Here is a 15,098-nt window from a genome sequence, read left to right as displayed (position 1 = left end):
CAGTAATGGCATGGTTTTTTGGCATACTCCTATATTTGAGGCGTAGAAACGTAGGTCGGAAAAGCGCAGCGCCTTCCGACGTTGCGTCTTGATTGTCGGAAGGCGCTGCGCTTTTCCGACCTACGCTTTTCCGACCTACAGTTCTGCCAGCGTATTCAGATAGCGCAAGCCGGCAATCGCCCGGCTGCCGTACCACGACAGCATTTCGCCATCGACCAATTGCACCGGCTTGCCGATCTGGCGCTCCAGCGCATCGACATGCGCTTCTGTAAACCGGTACGGCTCGGTCGACAGCAGCACCGCGTCGATCGCATCAACTACAGCCGGCTTCCAGTCGAACACCGGATAGCGCGCATCCGACTGCGGCGCTTGCCACACCTGCCAGCCGATCTGCGCCAGCATGTTGGCGATATAAGTATCTTCCGACACCGTCATCCACGGGTCTTTCCAGATGCAATACAGCACGGTGCGCGCATCTTGGCTGGGCCGCGCCGCCAGTTCAGCATAGGCGTGCTCGAATGCGCGGCACAGGCAATCAGCCTGCGAGGCAGCGCCGAAAATGCCGCCCAGCAACCGGTACAGCTCCAGGTTGTCGCGTGGAGTTTGCGGGTGCGTGACGATCACGTGCGGGATGAAGGCGGACAGCGTCTCGACCGTCGGCTTCTCGTTTTCATCGATGTTGACGATCAGATGCGTCGGCTTTAGCGCACGGATTTTTTCAATATTGACATCTTTGGTGCCGCCGATTTTTGGAATGGCGCGCAGCAGCTCTTTCGGATGGATGCAAAACCCGGTGCGCCCGACGAGCCGGTGCGCCAGTCCCAGGTCGCATAACAATTCGGTGATCGACGGCACCAGACTGACGATGCGCGGTTGTGCATCTGCTGCAACTGCCGCATGCGCCCGTCCCACCGCATCAATCAGCATGATCGGCTCCAGCGGCTGGGTCTGCGATCGTTGCGCGCGCCTTGTGCGGCGCCCTGGCAAAAATCCAGTCATACAGCCAGTTCGGCATCAGCCGCAACAGTTTGGCCGCCACGCCCATTTGCCATGGAATGACCCGATAGCTGGTGCCGGCGTCAATCACCGTCCGCGCCGCCGCCGCAAAGCTGGCCGCCGGCATCAGGAACGGCATCCGATAGTGGTTGGCCTGGGTCATCCGGGTATCGATATAGCCGGGCGAAATGGTCACGACCCGGATTCCGCTCGGCTGCAGCTCCAGCCGCAGCGATTCGCAATAGCTGATCACGGCGGCCTTCGATGCGCTGTACGCTTCCGCGCCCGGCAAACCGCGGATGCCGGCCACGCTGCCGATCCCGACCAGCCGGCAAGCGCGCCGGCCCGACTGCGCCTGCCGCCGCATGCCGGCGATGAACGGCGCGAAGGTGGCTACCGTCGCATTCAGATTGACCGCCATGATGCGCTCGAATATGGCGAAATCCTCCGCGTATTCGGTCAGCGTGCCTTGCGAGATGCCGGCGCTGGCGATCACGATCTCGACCCCGGCGGTGTTCGCGTAGACGATGAAATCCTGCGCGGCCGCAGCCAGGGCCGCATGGTCGGTCACGTCCAGCGCATAACTGCGATGCCGTTGCGGGTTGGGCAAGCTGGCGATCAGCTGCGCCAGCGCCGGCCCGCGCCGGGCGACCAGGCCCAGCGCCGCGCCCTGCGCCGCATATTCGCGCGCCAAGGCGGCCCCGATGCCGCTCGATGCGCCGGTAATGAAGACATGTGTCATGGCAATTTCCTGAAATACATGGTGTGTAATTTTTGCAAATAGTAGCGCACCGCCCGCGGTTGTGTTGCGGACCAGCGCCGCTGGATGACGGAAAAATTTGGTAAACTGGCGCTTGCACCCGTGCGTGCGGCGGCCTGTGCGGGCGTCAGCGGAATTTCCGCCATACCACTATATCTAGTAGTGATTATAAAATTTTTACTGTATGTGTTGTTTAGGTTGCAGAAGCTGCTTAAATTGGGGGATAATACGATCCACCAAAACCTGCACCGCAGGTGTTTTCAGAGAGTGAAAACCGGTCGCAACAAATACCTTTTTCCAATGGCAACCATCGCATCTGGACGCACCCGACGCACCACAGACACGCTATTGCAATATCCATTACCTCATTCAGATTAACGTCCGGCGCATAGCCGCCGGCACCAAGGAGTCAAGCATGCAAAAACTGGAAAACACCGCCATCGCGCTGGCCGAGCCGCAAGTCATTTCCACCGAAGTGTTGATAGAAAAATACGCCAAGGGCGGCGAAACCAGCATCGATGAAGTCCGCGCGCGGGTGGCGAAAGCGCTGGCGCAAGTCGAGGAAGGCAAACAGCGCAAGAGACACGCCGATGAATTCCTGTGGGCAATGCAGCATGGCTTCATCCCGGCCGGACGCGTCAACAGCGCCGCCGGCACCGATTTGCAGAGCACCCTGATCAATTGTTTCGTGCAGCCGGTCGGCGACTCGATCACCGAGCGCGTCGGCGGCAAGCCCGGCATTTATACCGCGCTGGCGCAAGCGGCCGAAACCATGCGGCGCGGCGGCGGCGTCGGCTACAATTTTTCCGCGATCCGGCCCAAGGGCGCGCTGGTCAAGGGTACCGGCAGCAGCGCGTCCGGTCCAATTTCCTACATGAAAGTATTTGACCGCTCGTGCGAAACGGTGGAATCGGCCGGCGCCCGTCGCGGTGCGCAAATGGCGGTGGTCAACGTGACCCATCCGGACGTGCTCGACTTCATCACCGTCAAGCAAGAACGTGGCCAACTGAACAACTTCAACGTCTCGGTCGGCGTCACCGATGCCTTCATGCAAGCGGTGGAGGCCGATTTGCCGTTCGAACTGGCGCACATCAACGAGCCGAATGCCGAACTCAAGCAAAACGGCGCCTATCTGCGCGCCGACGGTTTGTGGGTATACCGCACCGTGCAAGCGCGTGAAGTGTGGGATTTGATCATGCAAAGCACCTACGCCGCGGCCGAACCGGGCGTGCTGTACATGGACCGCATCAATGCCGAAAACAATCTGTCGTACTGCGAAACCATCGAAGCCACCAACCCGTGCGGCGAACAGCCGCTGCCGGACTACGGTTGCTGCTGCCTGGGCAGCTTGAATCTGACCGCTTATGTCACCGCGCCGTTTACGCCCGAAGCGGCGTTCGATTTCGCCTTGATGTCACGCGTGACCAAAGTTGCGGTGCGCATGCTCGACAACGTTCTGATCGCCACCAAGTGGCCGCTGGAAGAACAGGCGAAAGAAGCCGAAGCCAAGCGTCGCCTGGGTCTGGGCTTTACCGGTTTGGGCGACGCCCTGATCATGCTGGGCTTGCGTTACGACTCCGAACAAGGGCGCGCACTGTCCGCGGACATCGCCCGCGAAATGCGCGACGCCGCCTATTTCGGCTCGGTCGATCTGGCCAAGGAACGCGGCGCATTTCCGCTGCTGGACGCCGATAAATATCTGCAAGGCGGCTTCGCTGCGCGCCTGCCGGACGCGCTCAAGGACGCGATCCGCACCCACGGCATCCGCAACTCGCATCTGACGTCGATTGCGCCGACCGGCACCATTTCGCTGGCGTTTGCCGACAATGCATCGAACGGCATCGAGCCGGCGTTTTCGTGGTTTTACAACCGCATGAAGCGCATGGCCGACGGCTCCAAGAAGGATTACACGGTGGAAGACCACGCGTACCGGATGTATCGTGCGCTCGGCCACGATGTCGACCAACTACCACCGGCGTTCATCTCGGCGCTGGAAATTTCCGCCACCGACCACATGCTGATGGTGGCCGAAGTCGCGCCCTACGTCGATGCCGCGATTTCGAAGACCGTCAACGTGCCGGCCGATTATCCGTATGTCGAGTTCAAGAATCTGTACATGGAAGCCTGGCGCAAGGGTCTCAAAGGCATCACCACCTATCGTCCCAACAGTGTGCTGGGCGCGGTATTGTCGGTCCCCGCTGCGGCCACTGCCACCACAGCGGAAGTCAGTACCCCGCAGCCGATCACGCTGTCGGAACAAGACAAGCGGCTGGTGCTGACCGAAGTTGCGATGTCGCCGCCGCTGGCCTCGTTGCGCTGGCCGTCGCGTCCAGGTTTGCCGGCCGGCACGTCCGGCTGGGTCAGCGCCACCATCCGCTCTCCGCAAGGCGATTTCGCGGTGGCGGTGTCGGACCAGGCCGATGTGCCGTTTGAAGTTTGGGTGCTGGGCGGCCAACCGCCACGCGGCCTGGATGCAATCGCCAAAACTTTGTCGACCGACATGCGCGCCAACGATCGCGGCTGGCTGCGCAAGAAACTTTCGGTGCTCACGCATGCTTACGGCGAAGGCTTCCAAATGCCGATGCCACCGAACGGTGCCATGGCGCAAGTGCCCAGCACCACCGCCGCGCTGGCCCAGCTGCTGGAATGGCGCTACAACCAATTAGGCGCGCTCGACGCCCGGGATGGCGACCCTAGTCCGGTGCTGAATGCGCTGTTTGCGCCGCACGAGCCGAAGACCGGCACCGACGGCACGCTGGCCTGGGTGGCTGACGTCAGGAATCCATCCACCGAAGACGATTTCGTGCTGATGCTGAAAGAATTGCAAATGCCGGACGGCACCCGCCGTCCATACAGCATGTGGCTGACCGGTGCCTACCCGCGCGCGCTGGACGGCCTGTGCAAGCTGCTCAGTCTCGACATGCGGGTGATCGATCCGGCCTGGATCGGCATGAAGCTGCGCAAACTGCTCAACTACGCGGAACCGCGCGGCGACTTCCTGGCGCGCATCCCGGGCAGCGAAAAGCAGTCCAGCTATCCATCCACCGTGGCCTACGTCGCGCAACTGGTGATCCACCGCTACGCGATGCTGGGCATCCTGACCGAAGCCGGCACCCCGGTCAACGCGATGGGCGTAGTCACCGACGAACCCACCCACCAGCCCAAAGCAAGCACCACGATGGCCGGCCGCCTGTGCGCGGAATGCGGCAACAGCACAGTGATCAAGAAGGATGGATGTGATTTTTGTACGGCTTGCGGGGCGATTGGGAGTTGCGGTTGAGTGTGGGTTACTCCATAAGCTGCTCGTAAATAAAACAAACCCCGGTGAGCGATCACCGGGGTTTGTTTTGTGCTTGAGAAAAGGTGTAGTGCCGTAAGCCATACACCGTAGGGCGGAAAAGCGCAGCGCCTTCCGCCGTATAAACATCCAAAAATCCGGCAATGCCCAATGATGCGCGTCCGGCACCTGGGTGACATATTCCATTTTGTGCGAAAAATGATATCCGTAGTGCGCGGGCATCCGGCCGAGGGGGTGCAGGAATTTCGGATCGCATACGCAATTAGCGGATACATGCGGCGGAAGGCGCTGCGCTTTTCCGCCCTACGTGCTGCCACTCTTTGAGCGGTGACGTCAGAAAATGCAGGCGATGTGATTAAACTATAATATTTCTGAAATAAAACATTTCTCTATCATAAACTTTAAGGTCAGAGCCTACCTTCACACGATGGCAACGCAAGTCGCGACCATTTTTAGGAAAAACATAAAACATGTCTGATATTGGTCATGAGCAAATAATAAAAAAAGCAACAATTATTAACGCAACTAAACTGAAAGGCAGTGACGTATTGAATGACGTTTTATATCAAATGGTAGACAAGTATCCGGAGCATGCAAAGGCTGAGGAGATATACGCCAAAGTGTGCATTATTGGTAGGACGTATTCTGCGTCCTTAGAGCGGGGCGCTGGGCACGATCCTGATGATGGAAAGTTTTATTGGGACAACATAATCCCGGCACTAAAGGCGGCAAAACTCGATAAATTGCTTGATCAGGTTCGCGGATTTAAGAGAGTGACAGCTCAAAATTTACCGATCATATTAAATGTGCATAAGAAGCTGGTGGATACCATCGGAGGAGTAACCGGTAAAGACAACCGATCATTCGCGTCAAAGTACCTTCATTTCCATTTTAAAAAATTATTTTTCATTTACGATTCGCGTGCTCAAAATTCGATCAGAAAATATGACATACCGAAGTCGTTAAGACCGCAGCCGTCGACGAGCGCTCCTGAGAGTGATGAGGCTTATGAAGCATTCTGCTGGAAATGTTTGGATCTGCGCGACGCGATTAAAGACGGTTACGAGATTGAACTGACGCCGCGGCAACTGGACAATCTTTTGCTTGAGAAAGAAATGTGACAGTAGCAACGCAAGGCCGTAAGGCGCAATTCGTAGGGCGCAATAAGCGTAGCGCATTGCGCCGCATGTTCTACGCATACCTACAAGTGTATTTTTTAATGCCGCATGTGATGCATGCGGAAAAATGCCTGTTTTAAGTGATACTCCACCTGTTTTATAAAGCCATGAAGGCTGGGCAGGGCAACGCAACTCGTAATCCCTGCGCTGTCAGCATGCGGCGCAATGCGCTGCGCTGCGCTTATTGCGCCCTCCGGTCGTGATCGGATTGCCTTAAATCGTCTTGATCCGCAGCGGCAGCGCAGAAAACCCGCTGGCGGGATAAACCGCTCTTACCGCTTCCTTGCCCGGCACCAGGGCAATCAGGCTGGTACCTTTCAGCAGCTCTTCCATGATAATGCGCAGTTCCAGCCGGGCCAGAGGGGCACCCGGGCAAACGTGGATGCCGGCACCGTACAGCAGGTTTTGCGCCGGATCGCGGTCGAGCCGGAATGCATCGGGGTTGCCAAAGACCGCTTCGTCCCGGTTGGCCGAAGCCCAGATAACAGTTATGCGTTCGCCAGCGGCTAGCTGGTGGCCGCCGATCTCCACCGGCCTGGTGGTTACCCGGCGGTTGGCGATAAGCGGTGCATGTATCCGCAATATTTCATCAATTGCAACGGGCAATAACGACGTTTGCTGCCGCAATTGCTGCTGAAGTTCAGGATGCTCGGCCAGATAGTGCGCTAGGATGCCGACGCAGGCAGCCATGGTGGCCAGTTCCCCTACCGTCCAGTTGCGCAAGATGCTGACAATTTCATCATCGCCAAGCAGCCTGTCGCCTATCCGCTCCCGCAGCAGGCTGGTGGTAATGTCGTCGGGGGCATCGGAGCCGGCCTCGCGGCGCACGGTGAGCAAGTCCTTGATATAGCCGTCAAATTCAAGAGCAACTTCGCCCATCGCTATTTTGTCCCTGGCCAGCGTGGCTTCATGGTTCTTGCGGGTCCATTCGCGCAGCGGCTCGTGGATGGCCGCCGGCCAGCCCAGAAAGGCCGATTGGAGCTGCAGCGCAAAGTCCTGGGCCAGCGCTGCCATCAACTCGGTTTCGCCGTCTGCGGGCAGGCTGAGTACCAGATTGACGGCGATATCCCGACACCGTGGTGCGAACGCATCCATCCGCTGCGGGCTGAAATACGGCTCGATAATGCGCCGGTAGTCGGTGTGCTGCGGAGGATCCATGCCATTGGGCACGGAAAGATGCGTGGAGGCGGCACTGCTGAAAGTCTGGTGGTCGTTCAGCACGCGCAGCACATCGTCATGCCGGAACAAGGACCAGTGCAGATAATCACTGTGTGCCACCGGGCAGCGTTGGCGCATGGCATCGTAGGCGGCGATCTGGTCGTCAAGTACCGCGTCAGACCGTGCATCCCAATCAGGCTTCAACTCGTCATTCATAATGTATCTTCATGTGATATATATTCGCATATTCTAAAGCGTAACGGGTTTGGACGATGTCCGCCGATTGCGGTAAAGCCGCTTTTTGAATTTCATGAATATTTTGCTCGGTTTCAAGCGTTGCGCGCCGGCGGTGCCGAAACCGTCCCAATAAACTGCCGTGCCGGCGGGCTAACGCTGCATCAAGGCGGTAAGGCGCAATGCGTAGGGTGCAATTCGTAGGGTGCAATAAGCGCAGCGCATTGCACCGCATGTTCCTACGCCTACCTACAAGTGTATTTTTTAATACCGCATGTGATACATGCGGAAGAATGCCTGTTTTAAGCGATACCCCACCTGTTTTAAAAAACCATGAAGGCTGGACCGCGCAATTCATCCTCTTTGCGAATGTCAGCATGCGGCGCTACGGTTGGATGCTACGGCCTTGATGCGGCGCGGTAGAAACTATGCACAAAAGGGTCTTCATGCAACCCCATTTTTCCAATCGTCTCCGGGCATGATCCGCTTCATGAACTCGTCGAACAGTGGCACGGTGAACGCTGTGTCGCCATGGGTTGGGCTCCAAATCATGCCTTTCAGGATCAGATTGCTACGGGTCGGGCCAAAGGATTGGACGGATCGTCCGAGTTGATCCGCAATATCGCCTGATCTGTGTGGGCCTTGTCCTAGCGCAGCCATGGCACGCAGATATTTTTTCTCGCCTGGAGTGAGCCGGTCGAAGCGAACGCGGAAAAAACTCTCATCGAGAGCTGCAACGGCTTCTTGCGAAGCGTCGGCAACATCCTGCTCCGTGATCGGGCTCCGTTGCGCAATATCCCAAGCGTGTTTTCCCCATTCCTGCAAAAAATACGGATAGCCCTGGGTTTTCGCGACGATGAGATCGACAGCCTCATCCAGTACTTCAACCGCTTCTTTTTCTGCGGGTTTGACGATCGCTTCCTTGGCATCGGTTTTGTTCAACGGCCCAATCTCTGGGAAGTCGAAAAGCCGCTCTGCATAGGATTTGGCTTCGCCCATTCGGCCTCTGAGTTGCGGCAGGCCTGCCCCTACAACGGTGACGGGAAGTTGGCTTTGCGCGCAACGGTGAAGGGCTGAAATCAGGGCCGCCATCTGTGCTTCCGGGACATACTGAAGCTCGTCTATAAAAAGAACTAAAACGGTTTTAGCTTCCCGTGCAGCGATGCCAACCTGCTCCAGCAACGCCGTCAGATCGCCTTCGAGGTATCCGTTGTCGGCTAAGCCAGGTTCAGACTCGTAATCCAGGCCAACTTCAATGTCGTTGTAGGTGACTTTCAGTTTGCTCGCAAAGCCTGCCAGAGCCCTAAGGCCTCTGATCGCATGATCCTTTGCGGCGTCGATTCGGCTCAGGCGGAGTAGGGCGAGCCGAAGCTGCGGCGCAAGAAGCGCGGGAAGCGAACGACCCTCAGGGGCTTCGATCCGGATGGTATGGATGCCATTTTTTTCTGCATCGTTCCGCATTTGATCAAGCAGCACGGTCTTTCCGACACCGCGCAGGCCAATCATCATTACGCTCTTGGTTTGCTTGCCGTGTCGGAGTCGTTCGACGCATACCCTGACGCGCTCTCTTATAGCACTGCGACCAGCAAGTTCAGGAGGCGGGCTACCCGCACCAGGTGCATAAGGGTTCAGAATAGGGTCCATGTTTATACCAAAGTTACGAAGTTTATGAATCTTACATAACTTTGCTAAACTCTGTACATTTCCGATTCTGTCGGTCGATCACTGTTTTTTCGCAGCAGGCTTCAGCAGCTCGGAACATGCGCAGCAATCAACCGGGTTTCGAAACTTTCGCGGCGCTGTCCGCCAGCTTCTTGTTCTTGTCTGAAAGAACCTTGATCAAGCCATCGATGCCGCTTTTGCTGATTTCGGCGGTAAAGCTGCTTTTGTAAGTCTCTACCAGCCAGGCGCCCAGAATATTGATGTCATAAATTTTCCAGCCGTCCGCCAGTTTTTCAAGGCGATAGTTGAGCGGCATTGACTCGCCGCGCGGCTGCGCCACCGTGGACCGGACTTCCACGTTAGCCGGATCGGCGCGCATCGGCTTGAACGTGACTTTCTGATCCTTGATTTGCGAAATCGCGCCGGAGTAGGTGTAGACCAGCAGCGCGCGGAATTCGCTCGTCAGTTGTTTTTGTTGTTCCGGCGTTGCCTGGTTCCAATCGGGGCCGCAGGCCAGGGCCGTCATGTGGGGGAAATCGACGTGCGGCAAAATCTTGGCTTCCACCAAGTCGCGCACCCGTTTTTGGTTGCCGGCCTGAATTTCCGGGTCCGCCTTGGCCAGATCCAGGACTTCCTGACTGATCCGTTTGACCAGCACATCCGGGGCTTCCTGCGCAGCGACCTGTTGGGCGAATGCCAGGCTGCCGAGCGTCAGGATAAGCGCCAAAATTCTTCTTAAGATTTTCATAAGTTCCTCGTGGTGGTCGAAAATTGAAACTATTCCATTGGATGCCAAATTTGACTTTATCACGATCGAAGATCGATTATTTGGCAGCTTGAAGCTTTCTTGCGTCATTCGCGTGGCGTCGCAAACTGCGGCGCACTTGTCGGCGGCGCGGCGAATTGGCGTTGAACTGGAGTTGAGTTGGCGTTGTGCGCCCGTAAAACCGCTATTTTTGTCCGTAATATAATCAAGCACTTGCGATATTCTTTAAGCATGTCTGCGCGAACCTCGGGCGTTATCGCGCTTGGGCAACGGCCCGTTTGATGTGCTGAAAGGTGTGCAGGCACGCAGGCCTGCACACCTAACTACTAATATCCCAATGTTCTCGTTTTGTATCGGCAAGAAAAAACCATCACAACAAAAAGGAGAATTTCCCGTATGCCGCATGAAATCACTCTTATTACGACTATCGCCGCAGCACTCAGCTTCGGACTTATTTTCGGCCTCATTGCGATACGCCTGAAGCTGCCTGCGTTGGTCGGTTATCTTGCCGCCGGGATATTGATCGGTCCTGCGACGCCGGGCTTTGTCGCCGATGTGGCGCTGGCAGGGCAACTGGCGGAGATCGGCGTCATGCTGCTGATGTTTGGCGTGGGCTTGCACTTTTCCCTGAATGACTTGCTGGATGTGCGCCGCATCGCGTTGCCCGGCGCCATATTCCAGATTGCGGTGGCGACCGCGATGGGTCTGGGGATTGCACACTTGTGGGGCTGGAGCATGGGCGCCGGCCTGGTTTTTGGCGTGACGTTATCGGTTGCCAGCACCGTGGTGCTGTTGCGTACCTTGGAAGATAAGGGAATTCTGGATTCCATCAACGGCCGCATTGCGGTCGGTTGGCTGGTGGTTGAAGACTTGGTAACGGTGCTGGTGCTGGTGCTTTTGCCGGCGCTTTCTGGCTCGCTTGGCGGCGCCGAAGTGCAACAGGGCGCCGACACCAACATCTGGAAGACGCTTGCGATCACGCTGGGACAGGTGGCAGGTTTTGTGGTGTTCATGCTGGTGGTGGGGCGCAGACTATTCCCCTGGTTGCTGTGGCGCGTCGCGCGCACCGGCTCGCGCGAGTTGTTCACCTTGTGCGTAATTGCCACCGCAGTCGGGATTGCTTATGGCTCGACCATGGTATTCGGCGTTTCGTTCGCGCTGGGGGCATTTTTCGCCGGCATGGTGCTGCGGGAATCGGAGTTAAGTCACCGCGCCGCGGAAGAATCATTGCCTTTGCGGGATGCGTTCTCTGTCTTGTTTTTCGTGTCAGTCGGGATGCTGTTCGATCCGAAGGTATTGATGGAGAGTCCGCTGCATGTGCTGGCGGTGGTGGCGGTGATTATCCTGGGGAAATCGCTGGCGGCTTTTGTGCTGGTCTTGCTGCTGCGGTATCCGCTCCACACGGCATTGACCGTATCGGCCAGTCTGGCGCAAATTGGCGAATTTTCTTTCATTCTGGCGGCGCTGGGGATTTCTCTGGAGTTGCTGCCGCAGGAAGCGCAAAGCTTTATCGTGGCTGGAGCGATTATTTCCATCGGCCTGAATCCACTGGTTTTCAAGGCGATTAAACCGCTACAAAATTGGATACATTCCAAACCCGCGCTGGCGCGCCTGGTGGAGCGCCCGGACGATCCGCTGGCCGAGTTGCCGACGACGGTCGAACAGAATCAGTTGAGCGGGCAAGTGGTGCTGGTCGGATATGGCCGCGTCGGACGCCGCATTGCCGAAGAATTGACCGAGCGCGGGATTCACTTCGTGATAGTGGAGCAAAACCGGGAACGGGTGGATGAACTGCGCAAGCGCGGCATATCGGCCGTTGCCGGCAACGCGGCGGAGCCGTCGGTGATGATCCAGGCGCATATTGCCAGAGCGGCGATGCTGGTAGTGGCAACGCCCGACACCTTCCATGTGCGCGCCATGATTGAAACGGCCCGAGCGCTCAATCCGTCGATTCAGACCGTGGTGCGCACCCATAGCGAAAGCGAAGCCGTTCTGCTGCAGCAGGAAAAAGTAGGAAAAGTGTTCCTGGGCGAGCATGAACTGGCGCTCGGGATGACGCGCCATATATTGGAGAATCTTGCGCGGCAGCAGGATGCGCACACGCATTAGTCGATGTTGGGGTGGCGCGGGGCTGGTATGTCTTCAGCCCGCAACACTGAAGCAGTTCTTGTAGGAGCGCACCCGGGCGCGACTGGTATGTAAATAGCTACAGCCAGTCGCGCCCGGGTGCGCTCCTACATACATGCACCATTTCGCTGTTAATTAATGTACTTGTTGCGTGGTTGCCTATTTTTTAAAAATAGCGGGGTATAGGAATAAATGATAGTTTCTGCGCATATATTTATTGCCTATTGAAAAATACCCTGTGTTTTATATGTAAATCCCAACAATTTCCTCCGCAGCCGCATTCCAGCCGCCGCTCTGCGCGTTGTGGCGCAAACCGCCATAATTGCCGCCTGACATAATTTCATCTCTTTCATGCGCCCGCAGTCGATGCCGCGGAGGAGAATTCGATCCATTTCCTTTGATTGCACACGATGCGCTCTGGCATGTTTTTCGCCGCGACGGCTTATGTTTTATGGGGCTTGTTTCCGCTGTATTTCAAGCTATTGCAAAGCGTTCCGGCGCAGCAGATCTTGATGCACCGGATCATCTGGTCGCTGGCCTTCGTGCTGGTGGTGCTGGCCTGGCGGCGTCAGTGGCGGTGGCTTCCCAAGGTGGTGCGCCAGCCCAGGGTCTTGCTGGGCTTTGGCGTCAGCGCGCTACTGCTGTCGACCAACTGGCTGATTTATATCTGGGCGGTCAACAGCGGCCGGGTGGTCGATGCCAGTCTGGGTTATTTCATCACCCCGCTGGTGAACGTGCTGTTGGGCTATCTGCTGCTGAAGGAAAGATTGCGGCCGCTGCAATGGGTTGCCATCGCGTTGGCCGCTGCGGGCGTGGCCTGGCTGACCTGGCAAAGCGGTCAGTTGCCGTGGATCGGCCTGTTGCTGGCGGCCACTTTCGGCACCTACGGCCTGCTGCGCAAGACCGCCGCGCTCGGGCCGCTGGAAGGTTTGACGCTGGAAACCCTGCTGCTGGTGCCGCTGGCGCTCGGCTATCTGGCGCTGCTGAGTCTGCAGGACCAGAACGCCTTTCACAGCGCGCCTGCTGCGACCCGCTGGCTGCTGGCGGCAGCCGGCCCGATCACCGCTATCCCATTGCTGCTGTTTGCCGCCGGCGCGCGCCGCATTCCGCTCTCGACTCTCGGCTTTCTGCAATATCTTGCGCCCACGCTGCAACTGTTGCTCGGCGTCTGGCTGTATCACGAACCCTTCAGCGGCGCGCGTTTGATTGGCTTCGTCACCATCTGGAGCGCGCTGGCACTCTATTCGGCGGAAGGATTGTGGCAGGCGCACCGCGGCCGGCAGCGGCGCAAGGCCGCCGCTGCGCTGCCATGATGGGTGCGGTTTCGCTGTAATCCTGCTTGAGCCCTCTTGCCTGCGGCGTCTTTTTCGCGCACAGTAACGGCCGGTTTGTAAAAACTGTAGCTCGGGGTCCTGCGCGATAAAAAGCGCGGGTGAGAAATACCCGCCGAACCTGACTGAGATAATCCTCGCGCAGGGAAGCCCACTGTACCCGCCATGCATGGCGACGCCAGATCCGCTGACCTGCCATCACCCGTGAAAGACAATGATGGCTTTGAACACCGCACCGCCCGCCAACCCGGCTAATTCCGCCAACCCCGCTAACCCCGCATTAATACCGATCCCGCTGACAGATCGAGTATTCGGCTTTCGCGAGCACGCATCCTTGTGGTTCAGCCTGGGCGTGGGCCTGCTGGTGATGCAGGTCGGCGCGTATCTGGTGCCGGCGATGGGCACCCAAAGCGCAGTGCTGGCGATTGTCATCGGCTCGCTGCTGGGCGCTGGATTGCTCGGCTGGGTGGCTTTGATTGGCTGCCAACGCGGGTTGTCCAGTCCGGCCTTGATGCACCAGACCTTGGGCAGCGGGTTCGCCAAACTGCCGGTGATCCTGAATATCGTGCAACTGGTCGGCTGGACCGCTTTCGAGCTGGTCATCATGCGCGATAGCAGCACTGCGCTGATCAAGGAAATAACCGGCATCCAGGCGACTTGGGTGCCGGTGCTGACGTCGATTTTCTGGGGACTGTTGCTGGTCGGCCTGGCCAATGGTTCGATGATCGGTCTGGTGCGCCGCTTTGTCGGACGTTTCGGCTTGCCGTTGGTGGTCTTGTCGCTGCTCTGGCTGACCTATCAGTTCGGGATGCGAGCGCACAGCCAGGGTTTGGCAGCGCTCTGGAACAAAGCCGGCGACGGCTCGATGAGCACCATCGCCGCGATTGATCTGGTGATGGCGATGCCGGTTTCGTGGCTGCCATTGGTGGCCGACTTTGCCCGTTACGGCAAAACCGGGGCAGCTACCGTGCGCGGCACCTGGATCGGCTATGCGATTGCGAATATCTGGTGCTACGCGCTGGGCGTGCTGGTGATCAGCACTACCGCGCCCGGGGTGGAATTGGTCGGCGCGTTATTGCTGGCGCAGGGCGGTCTGGTGGCGCTGGGTTTGATCCTGATCGATGAAATGGACAATGCGTATGGCGATGTGTATTCGGGCGCGGTGTCGTTGAATTTCATCGGTGGTCGTTTCAGCGTCAAAACCTGGGGCATCACGATGGCCTTGGTCGCAACCGGTTGCGCCATCGTGTTGCCGATGCATAGCCTGGAGCCTTTTCTGCTGTTGCTGAGTTCGATCTTTGTGCCGCTGTTCGGCGTGGTGATTTCGCAGTTGAGCATGCAGGGCCGCGCCACGCAGCACAGTATTAATACGTTTCCGGTGCTGATCTGGCTGCTCGGCATTGCCGCCTTCCATGCCGCGCCGCTTTTAATGCCGGAGATCGGCTCAGCGCTGCCGAGTCTGGCGCTGACGTTGTTGCTGGGGACAATGTACCGGTACACGAGACGGCCTAATCTGGTAGCGGCATAGTTAATGCATTGATGTTGTGCAAAAAATCGGTCCACGAAAGACACGAAAAGCACGAAAGAA

Annotated in this window: 11 protein-coding genes; 6 read left to right on the top strand and 5 right to left on the bottom strand. The window is 57.7% G+C overall.

What is annotated here, in order from left to right; genetic code table 11:
- Positions 1–135 precede the first annotated feature (135 nt).
- Both FKCLFG_RS16120 and FKCLFG_RS16115 read right to left on the bottom strand, forming a co-directional pair.
- Complete coding sequence (locus FKCLFG_RS16120) at positions 136–927, bottom strand: helical backbone metal receptor (RefSeq protein WP_472614079.1); 792 nt, start codon at positions 925–927, stop codon at positions 136–138.
- Complete coding sequence (locus FKCLFG_RS16115; RefSeq protein ID WP_472614078.1) at positions 917–1,738, bottom strand: SDR family oxidoreductase; 822 nt, start codon at positions 1,736–1,738, stop codon at positions 917–919. Before FKCLFG_RS16115 ends, FKCLFG_RS16120 begins: the two co-directional genes overlap by 11 nt.
- Positions 1,739–1,822: 84 nt before the next feature.
- On the opposite strand from FKCLFG_RS16115, the gene FKCLFG_RS16110 reads away from it, so the two are divergent.
- The 3 genes from FKCLFG_RS16110 (at position 1,823) to FKCLFG_RS16100 (ending at position 6,175) form a co-directional block, all read left to right on the top strand.
- The gene (locus tag FKCLFG_RS16110) at positions 1,823–2,134 is read left to right on the top strand and encodes a hypothetical protein (RefSeq protein ID WP_472614077.1); all 312 of its coding nucleotides are present in this window, start codon (positions 1,823–1,825) and stop codon (positions 2,132–2,134) included.
- Positions 2,135–2,171: 37 nt separating this feature from the next.
- On the top strand, positions 2,172–5,036 hold the full coding sequence (locus FKCLFG_RS16105; protein WP_472614076.1) for an adenosylcobalamin-dependent ribonucleoside-diphosphate reductase: 2,865 nt from the start codon (positions 2,172–2,174) through the stop codon (positions 5,034–5,036).
- A gap of 488 nt (positions 5,037–5,524) precedes the next feature.
- Positions 5,525–6,175 (top strand): hypothetical protein, encoded by a 651-nt coding sequence (locus FKCLFG_RS16100; protein WP_472614075.1) that lies wholly within the window; start codon positions 5,525–5,527, stop codon positions 6,173–6,175.
- 270 nt (positions 6,176–6,445) lie between these two features.
- Here FKCLFG_RS16100 and FKCLFG_RS16095 read toward each other — a convergent pair whose 3' ends face one another.
- From FKCLFG_RS16095 to FKCLFG_RS16085, 3 genes are all read right to left on the bottom strand, one after another.
- Positions 6,446–7,606 (bottom strand): cytochrome P450, encoded by a 1,161-nt coding sequence (locus FKCLFG_RS16095; protein WP_472614074.1) that lies wholly within the window; start codon positions 7,604–7,606, stop codon positions 6,446–6,448.
- Between the two features lie 462 nt (positions 7,607–8,068).
- Positions 8,069–9,268, bottom strand: coding sequence for an AAA family ATPase (locus FKCLFG_RS16090; RefSeq protein ID WP_472614073.1), 1,200 nt, complete (start codon positions 9,266–9,268; stop codon positions 8,069–8,071).
- Between the two features lie 127 nt (positions 9,269–9,395).
- A complete protein-coding gene (locus FKCLFG_RS16085; protein ID WP_472614072.1) occupies positions 9,396–10,034 on the bottom strand; it encodes an MlaC/ttg2D family ABC transporter substrate-binding protein in 639 nt (212 codons plus the stop codon).
- A gap of 414 nt (positions 10,035–10,448) precedes the next feature.
- Here FKCLFG_RS16085 and FKCLFG_RS16080 point away from each other — a divergent pair, with 414 nt between their 5' ends.
- From FKCLFG_RS16080 to FKCLFG_RS16070, 3 genes are all read left to right on the top strand, one after another.
- Entirely contained in the window at positions 10,449–12,161 is a 1,713-nt protein-coding gene (locus tag FKCLFG_RS16080; RefSeq protein WP_472614071.1) for a cation:proton antiporter domain-containing protein, read from the top strand.
- A 428-nt stretch (positions 12,162–12,589) separates the two neighbouring features.
- On the top strand, positions 12,590–13,492 hold the full coding sequence (gene rarD / locus FKCLFG_RS16075; protein WP_472614070.1) for an EamA family transporter RarD: 903 nt from the start codon (positions 12,590–12,592) through the stop codon (positions 13,490–13,492).
- A gap of 235 nt (positions 13,493–13,727) precedes the next feature.
- A complete protein-coding gene (locus FKCLFG_RS16070) occupies positions 13,728–15,038 on the top strand; it encodes a purine-cytosine permease family protein (RefSeq protein WP_472614069.1) in 1,311 nt (436 codons plus the stop codon).
- Positions 15,039–15,098: the final 60 nt, after the last annotated feature.

Source organism: Gelidimonas denitrificans, from assembly GCF_055694065.1.
This window is presented reverse-complemented; position numbering and strand designations above follow the sequence as displayed.

Bases quoted from the DNA above. Each gene is read 5' to 3' on its own strand.
- FKCLFG_RS16120 (WP_472614079.1), bottom strand. From the start codon at position 927: ATGCTGATTGATGCGGTGGGACGGGCGCATGCGGCAGTTGCAGCAGAT.
- FKCLFG_RS16115 (WP_472614078.1), bottom strand. From the start codon at position 1,738: ATGACACATGTCTTCATTACCGGCGCATCGAGCGGCATCGGGGCCGCC.
- FKCLFG_RS16110 (WP_472614077.1), top strand. From the start codon at position 1,823: ATGACGGAAAAATTTGGTAAACTGGCGCTTGCACCCGTGCGTGCGGCG.
- FKCLFG_RS16105 (WP_472614076.1), top strand. From the start codon at position 2,172: ATGCAAAAACTGGAAAACACCGCCATCGCGCTGGCCGAGCCGCAAGTC.
- FKCLFG_RS16100 (WP_472614075.1), top strand. From the start codon at position 5,525: ATGTCTGATATTGGTCATGAGCAAATAATAAAAAAAGCAACAATTATT.
- FKCLFG_RS16095 (WP_472614074.1), bottom strand. From the start codon at position 7,606: ATGAATGACGAGTTGAAGCCTGATTGGGATGCACGGTCTGACGCGGTA.
- FKCLFG_RS16090 (WP_472614073.1), bottom strand. From the start codon at position 9,268: ATGGACCCTATTCTGAACCCTTATGCACCTGGTGCGGGTAGCCCGCCT.
- FKCLFG_RS16085 (WP_472614072.1), bottom strand. From the start codon at position 10,034: ATGAAAATCTTAAGAAGAATTTTGGCGCTTATCCTGACGCTCGGCAGC.
- FKCLFG_RS16080 (WP_472614071.1), top strand. From the start codon at position 10,449: ATGCCGCATGAAATCACTCTTATTACGACTATCGCCGCAGCACTCAGC.
- rarD (WP_472614070.1), top strand. From the start codon at position 12,590: ATGCGCTCTGGCATGTTTTTCGCCGCGACGGCTTATGTTTTATGGGGC.
- FKCLFG_RS16070 (WP_472614069.1), top strand. From the start codon at position 13,728: ATGGCTTTGAACACCGCACCGCCCGCCAACCCGGCTAATTCCGCCAAC.